Genomic DNA, 23176 nt, shown 5'->3' with positions numbered 1-23176 from the left:
AGGCGAAACACGGCAGCAGGTAAAAAGGGCTACAGATCAAGGCGATGGACGCCGACGAACGAGATAGGTATCATGCGTGCGCGTTGCACTCGTAGCTCAGCTGGATAGAGTACTGCCCTCCGAAGGCAGGGGTCGTGGGTTCGAATCCCGCCGAGTGCGCCATACATGAAAAGCCCCAGGCCAACGCCTGGGGCTTTTTCGTTTGTGCGCCATGTCACACGCCTGGTACTGCCGTACCACAGGTCATTGGTGTTAGCGTGAGGGCCTTCCCGCACGACGGGGCCTCATCAATGACTGGCGAAGGAATGCGTACACTCATGCACCTGAAAAAGCTCACCTCTGTTTCCCTGCTGGCGGCCAGCATCGGCTTGTTCACATTGCCTGCCCAGGCCAACCTCACCCAGCAGCAGTCTGCGGCGATCGTCAAGGCGTTCGACGGCAGCGATCCGCATGACTTCAAGCAGTTTCTCGGCAAGCTCAAAGGCAGCGACCTGAACCAGGCCGATGGCCTGGGCGCCACCCTGGACACTTACCTGGCCGGCAAGCCGTTGGACGCCGAGCAGCAGAACGAGATCAATCGCCTGCTCGGGCTCTACACCCGCATCAAGTACGGCAAGGCCGCCACCCAGACGCTGCGCGAATTGGTGGCCATTCCCACGGTCACCGTCGAGGGCACACCTCAGCATGAAAACCCCGAGTTCCTGAAGATCGCCGACAAGATCAAGGCACTGGCCGACGGCTTTGGCCTGGCTTTTCGCAACGTCGACAACCGTGTCTACGAAATCTCCCTGGGAAGCGGCAAGGAAGTGGTCGGTATCCATGCCCATGCCGACGTGGTTCCTGTCACACCGGAAAACTGGAAGCTTGCCGACGGCACGCGCCTGGACCCGTTCAAGGTGACCCTGGTCGGTGATCGCATGTACGGCCGCGGTACCGAGGACGACAAGAATGGCATCGTCGTAGCGCTGTATGCCCTGAAGGTCGCCAAGGATGAAAACCTGCCCCTGGCGCGGCAATTCAAACTGCTGATCGACACCACCGAAGAAACCAGCGGCGATGCCATCCCGTACTACTTCGAGCGCAACCCCACGCCTGACTACAACCTCGCCCTGGATGGCGGCTACCCGGTAGTCATCGCGGAAAAAGGCTACGGCACCATAATGGCGAATTTTGCCAAGCGTGCGGCCAGCGGCCAGGGGGCCGAAATCGTCAACCTCACCGGTGGGCTTGCTACCAATCAGATTCCGTCCACCTCGGTAGCGACCTTGCTCACCGACGACGCCAGCGCACTGGCGCAGCGACTGAACACGGCCGGTGCCGAGTACGTGAAGCAAAACGGTGGCGACTTCAGCATCGCTGCCAAACCCGACGGCAAGCAGGTGGTGCTCACCGTAACCGGTATGTCAGCTCATTCCTCAGAACCCGAATCGGGCGTGAACCCTGTCGCGCGCATGCTGGACTTCATCAATGGCGTGGGCAAAACGGTGCCATTGAAGCAGAACCAGTTCACCGATGCTGCCCGCTATGCGGCGGACAACTGGGGCCTGGACTACCTGGGCAAGAAGCTGGGCATCGCCTATGACGATGCGTTCATGGGGCCGCTTACCGCCTCGCCAACCTTCGTCGGTGTGGATGACAAAGGCTTGAAGCTGGCGATCAACCTGCGCATCCCCAAGGGCAAGGCGGTCGCACCGATCAAGGATGAAATCGCCGACAAGCTCGGCAAATGGTCGCAGCAAAGCCATATCACTCCAGCCTATGACTACAGCCTGGATGAGCCGATGTACCGCAACCCTGAAGGCGAGTGGGTCAAGGCACTGCTGGCCGTGGCCAGCGAAAACCTGGGCATGGAGCACACCTTCGGTACGTCCGCCGGGGCCACCTCGGTGCATGACCTGCCCAACGGCGTGCAGTTTGGTCTGGCAATGCCCGGCGTGAAGTACACCGGGCATAACGACAACGAGTTCAAGACCGTGGACCAGTTCATGCTGGACCTGCAGGTGGTCAGCGAAATGGTGGCGCGGATCGGGCAGATGCCGAAGCTCTGAGCCCCGCCTCTGCCTTTGGCATCGCTACCCGGCCTAGAGGGCCGGGTAGCGCGTCCGGTGAACCCTGCACAGCCCTGAATCACGTCAGGCTGTGCATCACCTGCAGGGTCTTCTCAATGTCCTGGGGGGTGTTGGTGATCCCGGCAGAGAAGCGAACCGAGGTGTGACGGTAGGGCGTTGCGCTGGCAATGATGTTCTGCGCTTTCAACTTCGCCACCACGTCCTTGGGCGCCTGACCTTTGACGTCGCAGCACACGATACCCGCTGAAAACTGCGCGCTCTGGGGCGTGAGCAATGAAACGTTGGGCAGTTTGGCCAGCCCTTCCTTGAGCTGGCCATTGAGTTCGGCGACACGCTCGGCAATGCGCGTGCGGCCAATTTGCTCGATGAATCGGAACGCCTCGATCATCGCCCACTGATGCTCGAACGCCTGGAACCCCCCGGGGCTTACCCAGGCCGCTTGCGTATCACCCTGCGGCGCACGTTCCTGGCGCCAGGCATTGGCAGGCTCGGCCGCCATGATGGTGGGGATGGTCGGCATGACGTGGCGCCATTGCCCCTCGCGTCCCCACACCAGACCGGTGCCGTGGGGGCCGAGTATCCACTTGTGCGTACCGGCACTGAAGAAATCGCATCCCAGGCTGGCGACCTGCGCCTCGGAGCAGCCGAAACCATGCACCCCGTCAATTACGTACAGGATTCTCTGCGCCTCGTCACGGCCGTTGTTGAGCCGGACCACCAGGTCGCCGATCTCCTTGACCGGCAATCGCACGCCGGTGCCGGAGTGAACCCAGGTCATTGCCAGAATGCGGGTCGAAGGGCGAATGGCGGCTTCGATACGCGCCACGATGGCATCGACGCTGACGTCCTGCGGCCCTTGGTAGAGATCGATGCGCCTGATGCTGCCACCCCATTTGACCACGGCCAGGCGCATCGCTTCGTCGTGGGTGTACCACTCATGGTGGGTGGTGAGGATTTCCTGATCGGGATTGAGCTTGATGCCGTTGTAGATCATTGCCAGGCCCTGGGTCGTGCTGGTGGTCAGGGCAATGTCCTCTGCGCGCCCACCCGTATAGGCGGCTGCCGTTTCGCAGACCTTGCGCCAGACCATGTCTTCGGGTTTGGCGAACATGTGGTCTTCAAGGTAGGTATAGGGGTTCTGGTCGAAGGCCTCCCGGTGCCGCGCCATGGCATCGCGCACCGGCTTGGGGTTGGATGCCAGGAAGAAGTTGGAGATATGCACATACCGGGGCGACAGCTGAAACTGCGACCGTACCGATGCCCAGTCGGCGGGATCGAATGCCGGGGCTTCCGGTTCAGGCACCGGAGCGGCGCCTGCGTTGGACAAGCTGGCGATCATGCTGCCGCCAACCAGGGTGGCGCCCACAGCGCCCCCCATGAATCCACGTCTTCCCAAACTCATTTCGACTTCCTATCGATTCACAGTGAAGTTCGCGCGGTGCGCGCGGACAAAGCATTGAAGAGGCGCTGGCCATACAGGCCCACAGCCAGGCCCAGCACGATCAGGATAACGGCCAGCACCTTGCTGGTGGGCACGCTCTCGTTGAACACCAGTACCGAGCCGAGCATGCCGAAAATCGGCACCAGCAGCGAAAGCGGTGCGACGGTTGATACCGGGTACGTCTTGAGCAGCGAATTCCAGATCCAGTAGGCAAACAAGGTGTTGGGGTAGACCTGGAAGAGAATCGACAGAATGGCCGTGCTGTCCACCTGATGGACCAGCGCGGTGTAGCCGGCACTGCCGTTGACCGCGTAGTCGAGCACGAACAACGGGATCGGTGCAAAAGCGCTGGACCACACCAGGAACGCGAACACGTCCTTGGTCCTGGCCTTCTTGTTGATGACGTTGGCGACACTCCATGCGCCAGCGCCAAGGAGTACCAGCAGTACACCAGGCAACGTCACCGAGCCGTCGCTGATCGTAATGATGCACAGCAGCCCCGCAAAGGCGACCAGCATGCCCAGCACCTGAAAGCGCGTCAGTGCTTCCTTGAAGACCACCCCGCCCAGCAGGATGGTGAAGAATGCACTGAACTGCAGCACCAGCGAAGCAATGCCGGCAGACAGCCCAGCCTTGATCCCGAGGTTGACCACACCCCATAAGCCGATGCCGAACACCAGGCCATAACCAATGATGTAGCGCCAGGCCACATCAGGTTTGCGGATGAAGAAAATCGCCGGCAGCGCGCACAGGCTGAAACGAATCCCGGCGAGGATCAGGGGATCGACAGTGGCCAGCCCCAGTTTGATGACAGAGAAATTGATGCCCCAGATGGCCGTGATCAGAACGGCCAGCACTACATGCTGTGGTTTCATTGGCAGGCTGCCTTGAAGAAGAAGTTAAGCAACGGAGGTCAGGTGCCGGGCCAGTGATACCCGGGAGAACAAATCGCCTATCCAGTCGCGGGTACGCTCGGGGTCGGCAGTCTTGACGATGCCCGCCAGCGGCGCTTCGAATGCCGAGTAGGTCACGTGCCCAGGCAATGGTGCACCCGGTTCGAGTTCGTTCCACTGCACGATACAAGGGCTGCTGCGCAGTTCACCTGCGCCCTCGAGCCCATGGAACGTGCGCTGCGGGTGAGTGTGCCCAGGGAACACGAACCATCCGTAGCCCAAGTCCGCCTGCCGGCCGCTCAGTGTCGAAAAGTCTAGTTCGCCCTCGACATAGATACGCAGTTCCAGCGAAGGCAAATGGATCCCTGTGGCCATCTCATAGGTCGCCACCACGTCAGCCCCGCCGACCCGATTACCCACTTCGAGGAACACCGGCCCGTTGGCGTCCATGATGGCTTCCAGGTGAAAAGCGCCCTGGGTGATCTGCACCGCGTTCAGCGCCTGCCCCACCCACTCCCGTGTGGATGCACAGCTGTCCACATGCCAGGAGCCCAGCGGCGCGCCCTGCTCCATGTAGGCCAGGCAGGTGCCTACATATTCACTGGCCTGCATCGTGACGATTCGACCGTCGAGCACCAAGCCGTCGAAATGGCGAATCGGGCCTGCAATGTACTCCTCGACCTGAAAATCATCGATGTGCAACGACTGTTCATGGATCTTGCGCCGGATTTCGGGGTGGGCCTGAGATGACACATGTACGCTGACGTCCGCGCTCGAAGCACCGCTATGGGGTTTGAAGACCGTTTTGCCCGCCCAAGGCACCTGGCCCTGCGCCTCCAGATAACAGGCCAGCGACATGAACCGCGGTATGCGCAAGCCATGAGCCTGCACCGCCTCCTTCATCAGTAGCTTGTTGCGCGCCAGGGTCACGGTCTGCACTGACGCCCCTTCAACGCCCAGTGCTTCTCTCAAGCGCGCAGCATCGAGCAACTCGTATTCGGACATCGAAATGATGCGATCAAAGTGCTGGGGGCTATCAGACAACCATGCCAATGCTTCCTCGCTGGCACTGGCGGTACCTGCTCGTACCACCCGCTCGCACTGCAAATCGGCAGGCAGCGTGTCGATTGCAGCTTGCTTACCGAAATAGGTGACTTCGTGCAGCACATGATCAATGCCACGGTGGTATTCGATTCGGGGGTAAGGCACACGGTGGAGGATCAGAATCTTCATATTATTGTTCTCGAAGCGTGGAGGGCGTCGCTCAGCAAGCGGCCTTGAGCAGGGGTTCGGCAGCCAGGCTGCGCGCCATGACTTGCAGCCATCGTTCGCGCAGCGCACTCACCAGATCACGGATATCGGCCTGGGTATCGTGCAGCGCGACGCAGGCCTGCGCCACGAAGTCGCTATTGTCGCGGGGCGTTGCATGGACGAGACGGCGCGCACGGGTCACCCAAGCGCATTCGAGCAAGACGACGGCGTCCTGCGCGATGCCCAGCTGCTGGGCTGCGCAGGCGATCGTTTCCACCACCAGGGCATGAACATCGCCCAGTTGGGCCACCTCGACGGTCATGTCCTGGGGCACGCCGAACATGAGGGTGGCTGCGCTACAGGTCGGTTCTGGCAGCTCCTTGGGTATGGCTGCCGAAAATACCGAGTCGATCCAGGCTGCATACAAGTCAAGCCCGTGGACGGCCTGAGCCAGCGTCCAGATCTTCATGCCTGCAGGACGCCGATTGGGCTCGACCACCGCCGTGTTGCAGTCTTTTTCGCTGAGCTTGATCTCATTGTGGAACGGCCCGATGCGCTGGCCAACCAATCGGTTGACCTGCTCGCCCACCACACGGATGGCCATGCGCTCCTGATGGTCGAGCCGGGCCGGCAGGATCTGCGCCACTTCCACAGGGTAGCGCCCGGTGGCGCTGACTTTCTCGGTGATGAACCACAACTCGCCCAATCCGTCGTACGAGAATTCACGGTCAAAGGGTATCAAGGCTTCGGCCAGCACGCCGTTCGCCAGGTACGGCTCCACCTCGGCAAACGCCTGGTCGCAGTCTGCGCCCGGGGCGACCAGGACCACGCCGCGGTTATTGCCCTCGGTCGTGGGCTTGATGACGAAGCCGCGTGTCTGACGCTGGGCGAAGTTCTGGACGTCTTCAAGGCACCTGATGCGCTCGAAATCCGGCACCATCACGCCGAGTTGGGTGAGCATCGGCCCGATGCGCTGCTCGCTGATCCGATAAGCCAGCTTATCAAACGCACCCAAGGCAAGGCGGGCGTCGTCAACAGGCAAACCCAGGCGTTCGAGCAGCGCAGCGCCACTGGCTACGGCATTGTCGGAAAACACGATCCCAGCACTCACACGCGTGGCATCGTCGCCTAGCTGCTCAAGCACGCGCTGGATGAAGTCCGGTGCCAACGGGTCTGCGTCGATCAGCCGATCGCTGATGCGCAGATCGTGCGCCTGGGGAGCACTGCGAACCAACCAGGTTTCGGCATTCCAGCGCTCACGGGCATGGTTGCGCATGTGTTGAACGTCGCCAATACGGCTCAAGTTGTAATCCACAACCAGCAAAACGGGTCTTTGCAAGGACATGTCAGTTGTCTCCGGTGCGTGGCGGGCGTCAGAAGCCTTCGGTTTCGTACTGGATATCGAGCGCATCTGCGCTGATACGAGACAAGCGCTTGAGTTCAGCGGGGTGCTCTGTGCGCGGGAATGTCCACAGCAACTGACCGAGGAACACTTCACGGGCATGGGCAGGAATCACATCGCCTGCCTTGAGCAGGATGTGTGTGACGCTAGGCGCCGGTGCGGCCGTAGCCAGCTCGACGCAACGCAAGGTGCCGGGTTTGGCGAAATAGACGCGAAAGAACGTGGCCGTCGTCTGTGCGGTGGTGCCATCAGCGTGCCAGCCGAGCCTGTCCAGACGATGTGCGAAGGCCTCGCGCAGAGGCCCATCGTCCTGGCTTGCGAATAGCAGGTCCAGCCACAGCGACAGCATGCTGTGCCCGTCAGCGACCGCTTCTACGCTATGAGAAATCAGACTGCCGCCAACCCGTGGATTGACTTCGATCAGGTCCCAATGCTCGTCCGTGAACCTGGCTTCGATATGGTAGCAGCCCCATTTCAACGCCAGACAGCCAAGCACTTGATTCAGCCATGCCAGGCCGGCTGCAATCTGTGCCTGATCGAGGCTGGCCGGCGGTGTGGTGCAGCTGTCTTCCAATACCGTTTCGGCGGTCTCTGTGACTTCGTATTTTTCATGGATGGCCACGACGTGGACCTGACCATCGAGCAATAGGGTCTCGAAGCTGAATTCTTTACCGGGTATGTAATCCTCGGCCATGAACTCAAGCCCTTCGTTGAAGGCAGAGGCATACACGGTGTCGCTTGCCGAAGCCTCTCTCAGGGCTTCCAACGTGTCCCAACGGGTGTCCGGATGCATTGGGAAGGCGGCATAGGAAGCAATGCCGTGGATCGGCTTGATGAAGTAGTGGCGGCCGTCCAGCTGCAAGGCCTGCAGGACCGGTGCCGACAGTGCATGCGCCTGGACGTGTGAAAGCCCGGCCGCCGCCAGTTGGTTACGCACCGCGAGCTTGTTGCGCAGGGCAAGCGCTTGCTCAGGGGCAATGTCGTAGGTGCCAAGCGACAGGTTGGCCTGCGCCATCAGGTGCCGATACCCCTCCCACACGCTGATGCAACAGGTGACCTGTTCGCCTGCTTCATGCAGCCGCTGGAGGGTTTGGGTAACCTCGTCGCTGCGCAATTGGTGAGCGTCGCCGACATAGAGCCGGTCTGCCCAGGACTCGATTTGCTGCAAACGAGCGGGTACATGTTCAGGAAGCGGCAATGAAGAAAGCACGAAGCAGCGAAGCTGACGACGATGCAGCTCTAACTTCAAGTCTTCCAGAAAGGAAAAGCCGCAATGGCTCAGGATCAGCACACCAGGTCGCGTCGTCTTCATTGCCTGCACCATGGCTTAGGCTACCTTGGCTTGCGGGCTGGCCAGCGTGTCCAGGTACAACTCGTTGAAGTACATGGCCAGCACTTTCTGATGCTCGGCCAGGTAGCGTTTGAGCGCAGCGATGTCCTGCTCACCCTTGATCAAGAAGCGCAACGCCGCCCATACCTCGCCTGGGTGGTCATCGTTGATGTCGGTGTGGGAGTGGGAAATCTGACCTGCGATCTTGGATTCGCCGACCGAGCCCTTGAGCGCTTCGAGCTTGCGCGGCTCAAGCTTGACGTTGACGTACTCGACCAGGTACGAGTAGGCGATGACGCCCAGGGGACCTTCATGGTCGAGCAGGTAGGAGAAGAAGCCTGCCAACAGCTTGGTGGACAAGTAGGGCTCAGTGGCAAGGAATTCTTCGCGGCTGACGCCTACACGCTGAAGATCCTGGATGAACAGGTCGTCATGCAGCATTTCTTCCTGCTCGTAGTGGGCCCAGATCTGCGCAGCTTCCGGGCTGACTTTCGCCACCTCGACCAATGCCTTGGCCTCGGCAACGCGCAGCAGGCGGATACGCCACGCCGTTTCGATCAGGTGACGCTTGTAGTAGGCGCTGTTGACATCCTTGCCTTCCAGGTGCGCGGCTTGCGGCACCGTCTTGTACCACTGCTCGACCTGTTCATCGATGATGCTGTCGATTTCCCCACGCAGGTTGACCGATGCAGCAGCATTGAGGAACGGTGTGCGATCGCCATAGCCCACATTCTTTACACGGTTCAGCATATTCGAGCCTCTTTTTGGGTTCTGATACAAGACGCCACTCATCATGAGTCGACGTGAACAACGCACTGCCTAGCCAATGACATCAATGGCCAATTCACCTCTGATCAGGCACTGGCAGGCCAGACGGTAGTCCGCCCCGCTATAGCCCAACAGTTCTATGAATGCTGTTTCCTCATCGTTGCGTGGATTCAACGCGTCCAGCCCTTTCTTGACTTTGATCAGGCACGCCCCGCAGGCCCCGACACGGCAACCCAGCGGGATGACATTCTTGCCACCGGCCTCCCATTCGATGTCCGTAAGGGGTGAATTGGAAGGCAGTTCAAAGTCGACGCCGTGGGAGGAAACGGTCAGTTTGTGCAGCGCCATACGTGCCTCGGGTCAGTTGAAGTTGCGGTGTCGCGCGCACGGCATCAGGTGGCTGTGTCGAAACAATGAGCACACCTGTTGAAGCGCAAGTACTTATCGGTCGTTGAAGTTCAACCACAGCCAGTAGATCAAGGCGACGGCACTGATCGATGCGCCCAGCAGGCACACGGCGACCCAACCCGCCTGGGCGTAGGTGTAGGTCGCCGCGATGGCACCGAGCCCGCTGCCCAGCGAGTAGAAGCACATGTAGGCGCCAACGAGCCTGCTTTGCGCATCCGGCCGTGCAGCAAAGATCAGGCTCTGGTTGGTGACGTGCACGGCCTGCACGGCGAAGTCGAGCATCACCACGCCCAGGACCATTGCCAGCAGCGAGCTGTGGACAAACGCCGTCGGGAGCCAGGACAGGGTCAACACGGCCAGCGCAATGCCTGTGGTGCGATTGCCCAGGCCACGGTCTGCCAGTCGCCCGGCCCTCGCTGCGGCGAGGGCCCCTGCTACGCCGGCAAGGCCAAACAGCCCGATTTGGGTATGCGAAAGCGCAAGGTCTGGCTCACTGAGCGGCAGGACCATGGAAGTCCAGAGCACGCTGAAGGCTGCGAAGATGAGCAACGCGAAGACCCCACGCACGCGCAGGGTACGTTCGCTTAGAAACAGCTGCAGCACCGAACGCAGCAGGGCAAAGTAGCCGCCGCTGACCGAAGCCCGTGGAGGTGCGGGCAGCGTGCGCCACAACACCAAGGCCATCCCCGCCATCAGCACGGCCGACACGAAATACACGCTGCGCCACCCGGCCAGATCGGCCATTGCGCCAGACACGAAACGTGCAAGCAGAATCCCCAGGACCACGCCACTGGTCACCGTCCCCACGGCCTGGCCACGTTGCTCGGGGCTTGCCAGTGCCGCAGCGTAGGCCACCACCACTTGCACCAGCACGGCCATCAATCCCACCAGGACCATCGCACCCAGCAGCACGGCCCAGGCCTGCGCCAGCCCTACGGCACAGAGGGCCAAGGCGCTGAGGAGCATTTGGCAAAGGATGAGTTTTTTCCGGTTGACCAAGTCGCCCAGCGGCACGATGAACAGCAAACCGACCGCATAACCTGCCTGGGTGGCCGTGACGACGATGCCGATGGTGCTGGCAGGCACCGCCAAGCTGCTGGCCATGGACTCGAGCAGCGGCTGGGCGAAGTAGACATTCGCCACGGCCATTGCGCAGGTAATGGCAAAGAGGAAGGTCTGAGAGGAGCTGAGTGTGGTACTACGCGGTGTGTCGTAGCCATTGGCAGATGCTTCGGCTGTCGCCGCGCGCTTGACCGGGCTGTCTGGCCTGTACGGCATGCACTTCCATCCTTGGAATCGGTTTTAAAAGAAAACCACTTGCAGCGATTTTTAACAAAACAGGTTTTTAAATGCAACTACTGGCCATGAACGTTTTCTCATATGGTTAGCGCTTTTCAACATCTGCTCATGGACAAACATGGCCAAACAGGAACAGCTAGCGCGCAGTGAATGCCCAGTGGCGCGCACCCTTGAAGCAATTGGGGACCGATGGGTATTGATGATCATCCGCGAAGCGTTTGACGACGTACGGCGGTTCAGTGATTTTCAGAAGCGACTGGGTGTCGCCAAGAACATCCTCACCGTAAAGCTCAAGGCAATGGTCGAATTGGGCGTGTTCGAGATACGGCCTGCTTCGGATGGGAGCGCTTACAAGGAGTATGTGCTGACCGAGATGGGGCGGGCCGCCTTCCCCATTGTCATCAGCATGCGCCAGTGGGGAGAGCGTTTCCTGTACGGTTCAGGCGAGTGCCATTCGATCATGCTGGATAACGTGACGGACGAGCCCATCGAGACGATCATCGTTCGATCCCGTGCAGGCCGGCAGTTAAGCCCCGAGGACTGTCACCGACGACTGATCACCCGAGAGGGTTGAGGCAAACGCCCTCTGCATGCTCATGACGTTTTTCAATCACCTCGATGCCGTTTCCTGCATTGCCGGACGACGTCGGGTGGTCAATGCTTGCATGACCATCGCCAGTGTTTCCCTCCACCCGCAGAGGCCGCCATGAAAAACGTCGAACAAATCCTCAAGAGCAAGTCCGAACACCAGACCGTGTATACCATCGGCCCGGACGACTCAGTGCTCGACGCCCTCAGACTGTTGGCCGAGATGAACATCGGCGCATTGCCTGTCGTTGAAGGCAACGAGGTGGTAGGTATCGTCAGTGAACGCGATTATGCGCGCAAGCTGGTGCTCAAGGGACGCTCGTCGGCCGCCACGCCGGTGCGCGATATCATGAGCGCACCGGTGGTCACCGTGGAGCCGAAGCACAACCTTGAATACTGCATGAACCTGATGACCAACCGGCATTTGCGCCATCTACCGGTGGTGAGCAACGGTGAGCTGTTGGGGCTGTTGTCGATTGGCGACCTGGTCAAGGAGACCATTGCGGAGCAGGCAGGGCTGATCTTGCAGCTCGAGCAGTACATCCGCGGTGAGTGAAACGCTTGGAAACGCGTTTGCCCGCACGCGCCACAGGTAAGGCTGGCCGTCAGCCGAGTCCAGAACGGTCCACACCCTATCCCGCTTGAATGGCGGTAACGGCGCATTGACTGGGGCGACTCACGGCCACTTACTCTTTCGCTGCGGGTAACTTATTTCTTGGCCGGATGAAGTGCTTCGTTCAACTGGTCGATCATGGGAATCCAGTCGGCATCGGCAGTGTAGCTTTCCTTGAGAAAAGCACGCTGGCCTTCACTCCAGAACGGTGCATCGACCAACTTCACATCATCGTCGAGCGGCGAATGGGTGGTGATGAAGCGCTCGATCTCGACCGGATCGTCGTCCAGTCCAAGCTGCTTGAACAATTCGGAAAAGTGGTGAGTCGGTTTGTCCATGATTCCTCCGCAGTGCCGGCATGCGCTTCGGTGTAAGCGCCAGTCCTGTTTAAGAGCTTGCGCTCAAGGGTGGGCATCAGCGCCCCAGGCAGGATGACTGCAATCATCGTGCCTGGGGAATAGACAGCGCGCCAAAGCAGAAGACTCGATAAATCCCACTAATGCCCTGAGCAGATGGCTGTGAGCCAAAAGGCGCAGCCCCCCTGCCCTGGATCTACAGCGGCGCGCGGCGCAAGGTGGCCAGGAACGTGGCCGCACCGATGAACAGCCCGGCAAAGGTACGGTTGAGGCGCTTTTGCTGCCTGGGTGTGCGCAGCACCCGCAGCACGCGGGCTGCAAGCCCGGTATAGCCCGCCATCACCAGCATGTCGACGGCAACCATGGTCGCGGCGATGGCGATGTACTGTGGCAGCAAAGGCGCATGGGGATTGATGAACTGCGGCAGCACCGCCAGCATGAAAACCAGGGCCTTGGGGTTGCTGACGTTCACCAGAAAACCTCGGAACACCAGGCTCAGCGGTTTGCCGATGGGTCGTATACCGGATTCATCGCTCATGTCCATGGGCAAGGCGCGCCATTGCTTATAGGCCAGGTATACCAAGTAGGCGACGCCGAACCATTTGATTACATGGAAGGCGGTGGCCGAGGCAGCCAGGATGGCTCCGACACCTGCAGCAATGATTGCGATCTGCATCACCAGGCCAATCTGCAAGCCCAGCGCATTCCAGTAACCGCGCCAGAACCCGTACTGCAGCCCGCTGGACATCGAGGCGATAGCGCCCGCGCCGGGAGACAGACTGATTACCCAGCAGGCGGCAAAAAAGCCCAACCACACTTCCATCGACATCCCACACCTCGCTCATGCACATGTTTCAAAACATTAAGCTAAGGTGCCGATGAAAAAATGACCAGCGCAATTTGAACGATTCTGCAGCTCTGCTTCCGGGAGGCCGGTAGCAAAGCTCGCAGAGCGCGCGTCAGCTGAGCGCTTCGAGTTCGGCCTGCATGGCTTCAAGCGTTTCCAATGCCTGCATCCAAGCGTCTTCGAGGTCACCTTCACGTTGCTTCAGCGCAGTTTGCCGGGCCAGCAATTCACGCAGCTCTTCCTTGCGCGCCGCTTCGTAGAGACCACCATCACCCAACGCAGCCTCGATCTCGGCCAACTGTGCATGCACCTGGTTGAGTTCAGCTTCAAGCTTGTCAGCGGTCTTCTTGTGTGGCGCCAATTGTTGGCGCAATGCTGCCGCAGCTTGGCGCATGGCCTTCTTGTCGGTCTTGTCGGGGTTGGTTACCGCGCTACTGACCGGCGCGTTGCGCTGACGATAGTCCACGAGCCAGCGGCTATAGTCATCGAGGTCCCCGTCGAAGGGTTCGACCTTGCCATCGGCGACCAGCAAGAAGTCATCAGTGGTGCTTTTGAGCAGGTGCCGGTCGTGGGACACCACTACCACTGCCCCTGCAAACTCCTGCAAGGCCATGGTCAGGGCCAGCCGCATTTCCAGGTCCAGGTGGTTGGTGGGTTCGTCAAGCAGCAGCAGGTTCGGCCGCTCCCAGGCGATGAGCGACAGCGCAAGCCGTGCCTTTTCGCCACCTGAGAAATTCACGACCGGCTCGTCTACGCGGTCGCCATGAAAATCGAAACCACCGAGGAAATCGCGCAGCGTTTGCTCGCGCTCGGTTGGGGCAATGCGCTGCAGGTGCAGCAAGGGGCTGGCCTTGTCGTCCAACGAGTCGAGCTGATGCTGGGCAAAATAGCCGACGGCGAGGTTTTCACCTCGCACCAGGCGCCCGGACAGCGGCTCAAGCTCACCGGCAAGATTCTTGATCAAGGTGGACTTGCCTGCGCCGTTGGGGCCTAGCAGGCCAATGCGTGCACCTGGCACCAGCTGCAGCTTCACCTTCTCGAGGATGGCCTTGTCGCCGTAACCCAGTCGCCCTTCGGACAAGCTCAACAGGGGGCTGGAGATTTTCTGCGACTCGCGGAACACGAAATCGAACGGCGAATCCACGTGAGCAGCTGACAGCTCCTCCATGCGCTCCAGGGCCTTTATGCGGCTCTGTGCCTGACGCGCCTTGGTGGCCTGGGCCTTGAAGCGCGCAATGTATTTTTCCATGTGCGCGCGCTGCGCCTGCTGCTTCTCGTAGGCCTGCTGCTGTTGGGCCAGGCGTTCGGCACGGGTGCGCTCGAAGGCACTGTAGCCGCCCTTGTAAAGGTTAAGCTTGCGTTGTTCGACATGCAGCACGTGATCGACCACGGCATCAAGGAAATCCCTGTCATGGGAGATCAACAACAGCGTGCCCGGGTAGCCCTTGAGCCAGTCTTCCAGCCAGAGGATGGCGTCCAGATCCAAGTGGTTGGTCGGCTCGTCGAGCAATAACAGGTCGGAGGGGCACATCAATGCCTGGGCCAAGTTCAGGCGCATCCGCCACCCACCGGAGAAGTCGCCGACGCGGCGGTCCATCTGCTCGTTGGTAAAGCCCAGCCCCGCCAGCAGCTTGCGCGCTCGCGCATCGGCGGTATAACCGTCAGCACTGTCCAACTCACTATGCAGCCGGGCCAGTGCCGTACCGTCATGGGCCTGTTCGGCCTCTGCCAACGCAGCCTGCACCCTGCGCAATCGCACATCGCCGTCGAGCACATAGTCCACGGCCACCCGGTCAAGGGTATCGACCTCCTGGCGCATGTGTGCGATCCGCCAGTCTGCCGGCAGGTGGCAATCACCGCCATCGGGCGACAACTCACCGCGCAGCAAGGCGAACAAGCTGGATTTGCCGGCACCGTTGGCACCGATGAGGCCGGCCTTGTGACCGGTGTGCAGGGTCATCTCGGCGCCATCTAGCAAGCGCTGAGGACCACGCTGTAAAGTGAGGTTGGATAGTCTGATCATGATGGTCGCGGAGTCTACCAGCTTCCTCGGCCCATAGCGCGAGTGGAACCATGCAAAGCGACTTGTGGGATCACGCCCTGAGCCTGTACGCCAGGCCCGGTGTGGAAGCGGCTTGCCTCGACCTGCAACGGCAAGGAGGCGATGTATGCCTGCTACTGTGCGCCACCTGGCTGCAGGCCAGGTCAATCGAGGTGCAGCAACTGCGCATCGAGGCATTGCAGGGCTGTGCAGGGCCCTGGCAACGGGATGTGGTATCGCCCTTACGAAGCCTGCGCGAACAATGGCGAGAATCAGCCAAAGAGGATCAACCGTTGGCTGAACTTCGAGAGCAACTCAAAAAGCTGGAGCTTTCGGCCGAAAGAGCGCTGTTGGAGCGCTTGCAAGCCTGTGCATCACAGTGGCCCGCTGGCAGACCTGGACAAACGGGCGACTGGCTGGCTGGGCTTGTGCCGAGCCAGCTGCAAGATCACCGCGCGCTTGAACAATTGCGCGCGGCGGCACTGGCGCATCAGGCGTCGGTGGACGACGACTGAGCAGCACTTACATCGGATACTGGTGTGGCAGGGCTCACCGAGTTGCCGGACGATGGGGCTCTTTCTTCCGCAGCTGTTGCCGGCTTGGCACTCGCGGAGCGGCTGCTGGCAGTGCGAGTCGCCGTTCTGGTAGCGGTGCCACGGGTCGAGGGTTTGGCAGGTGCGGGCTTGCTTGTGGCTTTTGCACCCGCAGCGCCTGATGCAGACTTGGATGCAGACTTAGCCGCCTGGGGACGGGCTGCGTTAGGTTCGGTCGCGGAAGACTTGGCCGCCGTTGCTTTGGCAGGGGACTTGGCCGCGGCCGGCTTCGCGGCAGCCTTGGCCGCGGTAGGCTTCGAGGTCGAGCTTGCAGCGGGTTTGGTTGCCACGGATTTAGCGTCGGCGGCCTTGGCCGCAGGCTTGGTCGCTGCGGTTCGCGCGGCTGGTTTGGCCTTGCCGGTAGCGTGGGTGGACGATTTGGCGGCTGTGGTCTTGGCAGCAGGCTTGGTAGCGGCTGGGGCGGCAGCCTGGGCTGCACGTTGGTCGAGGGCCTTGGTGGCAGCTTCACGCACCTTGCCAACACCCTGGGCCAGTTTCAGGCTGTCCTGAGCATCGCGCTTTAGCTGCTGGATGTAGCCGCGAGTCTGGGTCTGACGGTCCTTGAGCGAGTCGAGCAGCGCTTCGAGCTCGGCAACTGCCTTCTTGGCCTTGTTTTGCGACTTGGCTTTGCCCGCCGTTGCTGCGTCCTGCAACTTCAAGCGACCGTTATGCAGTTTTTCCTGGGCCTTGCCGCGCTGCTTTTCCAACTTGGCCAACAGCTTCTCTGCATCAGCCAGCGCTTGCGAGCAGGCCTCTTCCAAATGTTCAAGCAAGCTACCCGAAAGTTGCTGAAGCAGGTGTAACGGCGTGCTGACTGGCTTTTTCTTGGCCGACATGACTTACCTCCTGACTGATGAGAGTGCGACTCATACTATGCTTCCGCTGCGCAGGCCGCTAGGGCATCTTGACCGCAATATCCATACACTGTTGCATATCAACGTCTGAGTACATTGCGCATCGCAAACACTGCAATCAACAACTCATCGCCGACGCTAACTGCCGTTGCTGAATGCATCATGTGCCCGGCACCGGGCGAGCCCGCACCGCCCTGGACACTGGCATACTTCGCCACCCACCGCCGTAGGAATTGGTCATGCTTCGATCCATTGTTCTAGGTTTTTGCCTACTGCCGATGTTGGCCGTGGCCAACACCGATGATCAGGACCTCGCCTACAGCCTGGGCGCCAGCCTGGGTGAACGGCTGCGACACGAAATGCCAGGGCTACAGCTCGATGCGCTCATTGAGGGCTTGCGCCAGTCGTACCAGCAACAGCCCTTGAAGTTGAGCCAGGCCCGCATGCAGGCGCTGCTCGAACAGCACCAACCGCAGCAGCAAGACGCTGTGCCCCAGGCGCCTGAAGCCGCAGAGGTACGTTTCATGGCCAATGAGCAGGCGCGTGCTGGTGTGCGTGAGTTGATGCAAGGCGTGCTGTACAGCGAGCTACAAGCAGGCAATGGCCCGCAGCCCAAGGCAGGCGCCAAAGTACTGGTGAATTACGTGGGGCGGTTGCCCAGCGGGGACGTGTTCGACCAAAGCCGTGAACCGCAGTGGTTCAGCCTCGACTCGGTTATCGAGGGCTGGCAGGTGGCGCTGCCGCAGATGCGGGTGGGGGCAAAATGGCGACTGGTGATTCCGTCTGCACTGGCCTATGGCGCCGACGGCGCGGGTGATTTGATCGCACCCTACACGCCGCTGGTTTTTGAAATCCAATTGCTGCAAACCAAGGACTGAATGACCCTCAGACGGGCGTCAGCCCTTCTCCCTTGTGCGCGTTGTGCAGCACTTCAATCAGACAGTCTTCAAGCTCGAAGCGCTCATGCAACAAGCTGCCAAGCTTGCCGAGCTTCTCGGCGAAGCGCTCGGTGTCCCTGCATTCAGCCTTGACGCAGTGATCGTTGAAGGCCAGTGCAATCTGGGTAATGTCATCGATGCGTGGGTTGATCTCGCCTGCAAGGTCAAGGGCTCGGGTGTCCCCAAATGCCTCGGCCTCAATGACCAGTTGTTCACAGATTCCGAAGTGCCACGTCGAGACGTAGTCCACAAGCAGCGCACAGAAGTCGCCGTTGGTGTCCTTGTCTGCAAAAGCAAGCTTGGCATCGCGTAAAGCACGATAGGCATGAACCAGTTGCTCGCGCTCGCTCAGCCAACGGTCGATCAGCGCGTTGACCCCGCCCCAGCGTTCCTGTGCATTCTGACAACTATCGAGCATGGCGATCTCTTCCCCTGTGGGCAGATGCCGCTGCTCCTCGCGTAGCGCTGCTATGGCACGAGTTTGAATCAGCAGGACAGCATCAAACCTTGGATTTTCGGTATGCGTGCTCGGAGATTATTCCCACGCAAGCTGCCCTTCAAGGTATGCAGGGTAATAACTTCGTACAAGTGTTTAATAAACCGCTTTAAGACCACCGGTCTACGGCAGTTCAGCGTTGCTCGAGGTCATGGATGATCAAGGCATGCAGGCGACTTGCAAGTAGATGGCCAAGCGCCAACGCAGCCAGGAGCACAAAGGCCATCAGGCTCCATTCGGGTAGCGTCAAGTCCATGAAGCTCCAGGTAAGGGCATTGCAATCAGGGGCCCCGGAAAACAGTTGCCGGGCAAGCTCGTTCCAGTACTGCCCGGCGTTGCGGTCGATGGCGACGGGGCACACCAGATCATCGACAACCACCCCCTGCAACCAGACTTGCCTTGCGGCTACTGCAGCGCCACCCAGAGCAAAGCCAAGCGCTAGCTGGGCATAGCGGCGTTGGCCTTCAAGTGTCGGCCCATGCAGCACCGCGCTTAGACACACCAGGACATACCCTGCCAGCAGCACCCGTTGCGTCAGGCACAGTAGGCACGGTAAAAGCCCAAGCGCATCCTGCAGCTCGAATGCAGTGACCAGGGCAGTGAGCGCCACCAGGCAGGCAGGGAAGAAGAAAGTACGCAGGCGGGCCGGCAGCATGGGCAGTGGGGATCCCGGTATCGGTGGTCGTGGCTTGAAACGGTAGAGGAAACACATCCTTTGTTTCAAGGCACAACAGTCGAGACAATTCCCAGCGTTGCCTAGGAAATATCCAACTGCCGTGTAAGACGCACCGTAAGAAAATACGTCAGGATTTCTCCACCCCAAACCGAAAGATTACCTGCCCATGAAGCCCGCGGCTTCCCGCGGGCCAGGGTCAGGTCAAGCGCGAACCGTCTCCGGCAAAGGCAGCGCCAGCAAACGCTCATCGAGCAAACCAAGCCCTTCCTGGAAAAGCTGGTTGCTGCGTTCGGTTTCGCCAAGGCCAGCGAGCAGACGCGCCAGCTCGGCGCAGGCTTCGGGGTTGCGCTCCATGCGCAAGCTGCTTTCCAGGTAGTCACGGGCCTTGCCCCACAACCGATTCTGCAAGCTGAGTCGACCCAGCGTCAGCAGCAGACTGGCATCCTGGGGATGGTCCTTGAGCCAAGCTTCGGCGGTCTGCAGCTGGCGCGCGGGATCCTCACCGCGCACCAGACCGTACAGCCGGGCAAGATGGCTTTCGTAGCTGCGCTTGAGCGCCGTACGCAACACCTGCTCGGCCTCGTCCTGGGCGCCGAGCTGGCGCAGTTGTTCGGCATAGGCCAGGACCAGTTGCGGCTCCTGACGCTGGGCGGAGGTCAATTGCTGCCAGGCACGCTCCAAGGCTTGGCGAGCCGTTTGCGCATCTTCGCCCCGGTTCTGTGCCAGGCTCAGGTTTTGCCCCCAGGCACGACGTTCGAGCGTGGCAAGCTCGGTAGCGGGCAGCACCTTGTTCTTGCGCAGGTCCGGCATCAGGCGAATGAGCGCAGGCCAGTCGCCGCGCTCGAGCTGCAAGCGTTGCAACAAACGCAGTACCTGAGTGTTGTGCGGATGACGCTCCTGCATGGCCAGCAACGTCTGAAGCGCCCCGTCGTTGTCGCCACGGTCCATTTGCAGTTGGGCATGGGTCAGGGCTACGGCAAGCTCCGCCTGAGGTTGCCGCTCCAGCGCACGCTCCAGCAGACCGTCGCTTTCCTCGACACGGCCCTGCTCGTTGGCGGCCTTGGCGGCGCCAAGGTAATACATCAGCGGTTGGCGTTCAGCCTCTGCGGCCCTGTGCAGATGACGCTGGGCGCTGGCCCAGCGCCCTTCTGCCAAGTCCAGCTGGCCCTGTTCGATGGCAACGCGGTTACGCCGGCTGCGGTTGCGCCGGGACCAGGGGTTGACCGCCCCGCCAGAGGCCAGGACCAGGCCGACCAGAAAACGCAACACCAGCAGCGCCAGGATGACGGCCAGCAGCCCCAACAGCGCGGCCCAAAGCCCGGACTGGTAACGGAAGCTGCCATAGGAAATCATCACGTAGCCGCTGTGCTTGGCAACGGCTACGCCGAGGGCCGCCGCCACCACAATGGCCAATACCGCCAACAGGTAGACACGCTTCATGGCTTGTCTCCCTTGTCCTCGGCAGGCAGATGCCGGCGCTGGATATAGGCCTGAACGGAGGCAAGACTTTCACTGAGATCAGGGGTCACGACCGAAACGGGTTGCTTGGCCAGTGCGTTGAGGCTGTCGAGCATGGCTTTGCTTTGCGGGTTGTCGGCGTTGAAGTTGGCCAGCAGCACGCTGCGTGCATCATCCAATGCCTGGGCATAGACCTTCGCATCACCGTTGAGCGCTGCCCATTGCGCCTGCTCCAGCGTAAGGCTCAGCGCCAGGCGCAGCTGGTTGAGCTGCTGACCGGCGAGCAACGGTTTCACATTCTCGTCGGCATTGAATTCAATCTGGAAATACTTGGATATTTCCGACCACCATTTGGCCAGGCGACTGGCGCTATCGCCGTCACTGGTCAGCGCACCCATGGCATTGGCGTCATTGTCGAATTCGGGCGACTGGGCGCTCAGTTGCTGGACGAGCTCACGCTGAGCCGCCAATTTCAGGAACAGGCCGGTGCGGTCAGGTTGCTGGGTATTGTTGAGGGTGGCGAGGCTGCGGGCCAGTTGCTCGCGCGCGGCGAAGGCGCCAGGGTCGCTTTGCTCGCGCAAAATCTCGTCCGCGCCTTCGACCAGTGCCTTGGCGCTGGTGATGTCCTGCAAGGCCGACAGCCTCAGGGTCGCCAGACGCAACAGGTGTTCGGCTTCGGCCAGGCGCCATTCCTTGCGGCTTTCACCAAGTACGGTCTCAAGCCGCTGACTCAGACGCTGTTGATCGCCTTGGAGCTGCGCCACCAGGCGACGGCGGTCTTCAAGCTCACTGGCTGCCGGCAGACCTGCCAACTGCGCGCTGATTTTCTGTTCGCGCTGCTGAAGTGCCTCGGCACGCTGGTTCAGCGCCTCCAGGTGCTGGCCCTGATCGAACTCGCTGCCTTGCAGTTGGTGCACTTGCCAAGCGCCCCAACCACCGATAGCGATGCCGGCAGCGCCCAACAACAGGGCCAGCGCGGCCAAGCCATTGCCGGAGCGCTTGGCGGGCACTGGGGTGACAGGCTCCGTCGGCGCCTGTGCCGATGTTTGATCCTTGTTGGACAAGACAGTCTCGCTCACGTATCCATCCTTTGCATGGGGGCGCGCCGCCTTAGAGCTTGGCGCCTGGGTCGGCAGGTGCAGCGCTGCGCTGCACGGCTGCCAGCAAGGCCGTGGCGCTGGCGCCACGGCAATCCACAACGTGTTGGGCACCTGCGGCCCGGGCCTGTTCGGCGACCCGCGGGCTCGGTACGAACACCGGCAAGCGTGCCAGCTGCGGCCATTGGCTACCAGCCAGTTGCTGCAAGTGTTCGAAACCCTGTCCACTGCTGACCACCAGGCCATTAAGGCGTTCCGCTTCGATGCGATGCAACAGGTAGCCTGCAGGGTAGGGCGGCAGGTTGCGGCGATACAGTTCCAGATAATCGACGGTAGCACCTAGCTGAGCAAGACGCTCTGCCAGCAGTTCGCGACCTCCGACACCCCGCACGATCAAGATGCGCGGCGCTGGGTTCGCCAGTACCTGTTGCAGCGCAGGCAATTCGAGCAGGGCTTCACTGTCGTCCCCGCCTGCGGGGAAGCTGACATCAAGCTGTGCATCCTGCAGCACCGCAGCTGTAGCCGCGCCTACCGTGAACCAACCCTGGGGCGGTAGGGATAGCTGCCGCTGCTCCGCTGCCGCCAGCAGCAGCCTGGCGGCCGGTTTACTGACCACGATGAACCCCTGGTAAGTGGACAGTTCCTTGAGCAATTCCAACTGCGGCCGCTGCAGCATGACAGGTTCGATTGCAAGCAAAGGCATGCAGCTGCTGGCTATGCCGGCTTCGCCCAGTGTGTGGGCAAGCGCTGCACACTCCTCGGCGGGTCGGGTCAACAGCAGGCGCCAAGGGCTCACGAATGCCCTGCCTCGCCGTAGACTTCCTTGAGGATGGCCTCAGCGCCCTGGTTGAGCAGGTCTTCGGCCACCTGCATACCGAGTGCTTCGGCTTGCAGACGAGGCGCCCTGGCCTGGGCGACCAACAGGGTACCGCCGTCTGGATGCCCTACCAGGCCGCGAAGCCACAGCTGGTCTTGTTCGAGCACGGCATAACAGGCGATCGGCACTTGGCAACCGCCGTTGAGGCGCTTGTTCAAGGCGCGCTCGGCTACCACACGATCGGCCGTATCGAGATGATGCAAAGGCGCAAGGAGCGCGTGGATCTCTGCGTCGGCGCTGCGGCACTCGATGCCGACGGCGCCTTGCCCCCCGGCAGGAAGGCTATCGTCGACGCTGATGCTGTCGGTGATTCGCGCTTCGAAGCCCAGGCGGATGAGCCCGGCTGCCGCCAGGATGATGGCGTCGTAGTCACCCGCGTCGAGCTTGGCCAGGCGTGTATTGACGTTGCCGCGCAGAAAGCGGATTTGCAAGTCGGGACGACGGGCCAGCAGTTGGGTCTGTCGACGCAGGCTCGAGGTTCCGACGATGCTGCCGGCGGGCAACGACTGGAGGCTGTCGAATCGGTTAGAAACGAAGGCATCGCGCGGATCTTCACGCTCGCAGATGCAATACAGGCCAAGGCCCTCGGGAAAGTCCATGGGGACGTCTTTCATCGAGTGCACGGCAATGTCGGCTTCGTGCTCGAGCAGAGCGGTTTCCAGTTCCTTGACGAACAGCCCTTTGCCGCCGATCTTGGCCAAGGGTGCATCAAGCAGCTTGTCACCCCGACTGACCATGGGCACCAGGGAGACTTTCAGGCCAGGGTGGGCCTGTTCCAGGCGCGCCTTGACGTATTCGGCCTGCCACAGGGCCAGGGCACTTTTACGGGTGGCAATACGGATTTCGCGAGTGGACATGTAACGCCCCGAACCAGAGAAATG

23 protein-coding genes and 1 tRNA gene are annotated in these 23176 nt (G+C 60.9%); 6 read left to right on the top strand and 18 right to left on the bottom strand.

Features of this window, described 5'->3' with window-relative positions; genetic code table 11:
* The first annotated feature begins 85 nt into the window (after positions 1 to 85).
* Together B2J77_RS01000 and B2J77_RS00995 are read left to right on the top strand one after the other, a co-directional pair.
* A tRNA-Arg gene (locus B2J77_RS01000) sits at positions 86 to 162 on the top strand.
* Between the two features lie 155 nt (positions 163 to 317).
* Entirely contained in the window at positions 318 to 2048 is a 1731-nt protein-coding gene (locus B2J77_RS00995) for a dipeptidase (RefSeq protein ID WP_078477810.1), read from the top strand.
* Positions 2049 to 2127: 79 nt separating this feature from the next.
* Here the strand turns inward: B2J77_RS00995 and B2J77_RS00990 are convergent, their stop codons facing one another.
* The 8 genes from B2J77_RS00990 to B2J77_RS00955 form a co-directional block, all read right to left on the bottom strand.
* The gene (locus tag B2J77_RS00990; RefSeq protein ID WP_228385160.1) at positions 2128 to 3471 is read right to left on the bottom strand and encodes an aminotransferase class V-fold PLP-dependent enzyme; all 1344 of its coding nucleotides are present in this window, start codon (positions 3469 to 3471) and stop codon (positions 2128 to 2130) included.
* 17 nt (positions 3472 to 3488) lie between these two features.
* Complete coding sequence (locus B2J77_RS00985; protein ID WP_058637053.1) at positions 3489 to 4385, bottom strand: EamA family transporter; 897 nt, start codon at positions 4383 to 4385, stop codon at positions 3489 to 3491.
* 24 nt (positions 4386 to 4409) lie between these two features.
* On the bottom strand, positions 4410 to 5636 hold the full coding sequence (locus B2J77_RS00980; RefSeq protein WP_058637052.1) for an ATP-grasp domain-containing protein: 1227 nt from the start codon (positions 5634 to 5636) through the stop codon (positions 4410 to 4412).
* 31 nt (positions 5637 to 5667) lie between these two features.
* Complete coding sequence (locus B2J77_RS00975) at positions 5668 to 6999, bottom strand: ATP-grasp domain-containing protein (RefSeq protein ID WP_078477809.1); 1332 nt, start codon at positions 6997 to 6999, stop codon at positions 5668 to 5670.
* 28 nt (positions 7000 to 7027) lie between these two features.
* Complete coding sequence (locus B2J77_RS00970) at positions 7028 to 8368, bottom strand: ATP-grasp domain-containing protein (RefSeq protein ID WP_058637089.1); 1341 nt, start codon at positions 8366 to 8368, stop codon at positions 7028 to 7030.
* A gap of 15 nt (positions 8369 to 8383) precedes the next feature.
* Positions 8384 to 9136 (bottom strand): hypothetical protein, encoded by a 753-nt coding sequence (locus tag B2J77_RS00965; protein ID WP_058637051.1) that lies wholly within the window; start codon positions 9134 to 9136, stop codon positions 8384 to 8386.
* A 69-nt stretch (positions 9137 to 9205) separates the two neighbouring features.
* Positions 9206 to 9502, bottom strand: coding sequence for a 2Fe-2S iron-sulfur cluster-binding protein (locus B2J77_RS00960; protein WP_058637050.1), 297 nt, complete (start codon positions 9500 to 9502; stop codon positions 9206 to 9208).
* A 93-nt stretch (positions 9503 to 9595) separates the two neighbouring features.
* Positions 9596 to 10840, bottom strand: a complete 1245-nt coding sequence (locus B2J77_RS00955) for an MFS transporter (protein WP_058637049.1) — start codon at positions 10838 to 10840, stop codon at positions 9596 to 9598.
* A 139-nt stretch (positions 10841 to 10979) separates the two neighbouring features.
* On the opposite strand from B2J77_RS00955, the gene B2J77_RS00950 reads away from it, so the two are divergent.
* Together B2J77_RS00950 and B2J77_RS00945 are read left to right on the top strand one after the other, a co-directional pair.
* Entirely contained in the window at positions 10980 to 11435 is a 456-nt protein-coding gene (locus B2J77_RS00950; protein WP_058637048.1) for a winged helix-turn-helix transcriptional regulator, read from the top strand.
* A gap of 132 nt (positions 11436 to 11567) precedes the next feature.
* Positions 11568 to 12005, top strand: coding sequence for a CBS domain-containing protein (locus B2J77_RS00945; RefSeq protein ID WP_023535729.1), 438 nt, complete (start codon positions 11568 to 11570; stop codon positions 12003 to 12005).
* Positions 12006 to 12157: 152 nt separating this feature from the next.
* Here B2J77_RS00945 and B2J77_RS00940 read toward each other — a convergent pair whose 3' ends face one another.
* The 3 genes from B2J77_RS00940 to B2J77_RS00930 form a co-directional block, all read right to left on the bottom strand.
* Positions 12158 to 12400: a DUF2789 domain-containing protein gene (locus B2J77_RS00940; protein WP_058637047.1), complete on the bottom strand. Its 243-nt coding sequence runs from the start codon at positions 12398 to 12400 to the stop codon at positions 12158 to 12160.
* Positions 12401 to 12614: 214 nt separating this feature from the next.
* On the bottom strand, positions 12615 to 13247 hold the full coding sequence (locus B2J77_RS00935) for a LysE family transporter (RefSeq protein WP_058604691.1): 633 nt from the start codon (positions 13245 to 13247) through the stop codon (positions 12615 to 12617).
* Positions 13248 to 13377: 130 nt separating this feature from the next.
* Positions 13378 to 15288, bottom strand: a complete 1911-nt coding sequence (locus B2J77_RS00930; protein WP_058637046.1) for an ATP-binding cassette domain-containing protein — start codon at positions 15286 to 15288, stop codon at positions 13378 to 13380.
* 50 nt (positions 15289 to 15338) lie between these two features.
* On the opposite strand from B2J77_RS00930, the gene B2J77_RS00925 reads away from it, so the two are divergent.
* Entirely contained in the window at positions 15339 to 15821 is a 483-nt protein-coding gene (locus B2J77_RS00925; protein ID WP_058637045.1) for a TIGR02444 family protein, read from the top strand.
* Here the strand turns inward: B2J77_RS00925 and B2J77_RS00920 are convergent.
* Complete coding sequence (locus B2J77_RS00920) at positions 15797 to 16735, bottom strand: AlgP family protein (RefSeq protein WP_078477808.1); 939 nt, start codon at positions 16733 to 16735, stop codon at positions 15797 to 15799. The genes B2J77_RS00925 and B2J77_RS00920 overlap by 25 nt on opposite strands.
* 257 nt (positions 16736 to 16992) lie before the next feature.
* Between B2J77_RS00920 and B2J77_RS00915 the strand changes: the two genes are divergently transcribed.
* Positions 16993 to 17631: an FKBP-type peptidyl-prolyl cis-trans isomerase gene (locus tag B2J77_RS00915; protein WP_078477807.1), complete on the top strand. Its 639-nt coding sequence runs from the start codon at positions 16993 to 16995 to the stop codon at positions 17629 to 17631.
* Positions 17632 to 17638: 7 nt separating this feature from the next.
* Here B2J77_RS00915 and B2J77_RS00910 read toward each other — a convergent pair whose 3' ends face one another.
* From B2J77_RS00910 to hemC, 6 genes are all read right to left on the bottom strand, one after another.
* Positions 17639 to 18109 (bottom strand): Rsd/AlgQ family anti-sigma factor, encoded by a 471-nt coding sequence (locus B2J77_RS00910; protein ID WP_058637042.1) that lies wholly within the window; start codon positions 18107 to 18109, stop codon positions 17639 to 17641.
* A gap of 211 nt (positions 18110 to 18320) precedes the next feature.
* A complete protein-coding gene (locus B2J77_RS00905) occupies positions 18321 to 18842 on the bottom strand; it encodes a disulfide bond formation protein B (protein ID WP_058637041.1) in 522 nt (173 codons plus the stop codon).
* A 222-nt stretch (positions 18843 to 19064) separates the two neighbouring features.
* Complete coding sequence (locus B2J77_RS00900; RefSeq protein ID WP_058637040.1) at positions 19065 to 20303, bottom strand: heme biosynthesis HemY N-terminal domain-containing protein; 1239 nt, start codon at positions 20301 to 20303, stop codon at positions 19065 to 19067.
* Positions 20300 to 21400, bottom strand: coding sequence for a uroporphyrinogen-III C-methyltransferase (locus B2J77_RS00895; RefSeq protein WP_058637039.1), 1101 nt, complete (start codon positions 21398 to 21400; stop codon positions 20300 to 20302). The genes B2J77_RS00900 and B2J77_RS00895 overlap by 4 nt, the downstream gene beginning before the upstream one ends.
* A gap of 31 nt (positions 21401 to 21431) precedes the next feature.
* Entirely contained in the window at positions 21432 to 22214 is a 783-nt protein-coding gene (locus B2J77_RS00890; RefSeq protein ID WP_058637038.1) for a uroporphyrinogen-III synthase, read from the bottom strand.
* On the bottom strand, positions 22211 to 23152 hold the full coding sequence (gene hemC / locus B2J77_RS00885) for a hydroxymethylbilane synthase (protein WP_023535732.1): 942 nt from the start codon (positions 23150 to 23152) through the stop codon (positions 22211 to 22213). The genes B2J77_RS00890 and hemC overlap by 4 nt, the downstream gene beginning before the upstream one ends.
* Between the last annotated feature and the right edge of the window lie 24 nt (positions 23153 to 23176).

Origin of the sequence: Pseudomonas parafulva (genome assembly GCF_002021815.1) — a bacterium.
In the GTDB taxonomy this organism is placed as follows: domain Bacteria; phylum Pseudomonadota; class Gammaproteobacteria; order Pseudomonadales; family Pseudomonadaceae; genus Aquipseudomonas; species Aquipseudomonas parafulva_B.
This window is presented reverse-complemented; position numbering and strand designations above follow the sequence as displayed.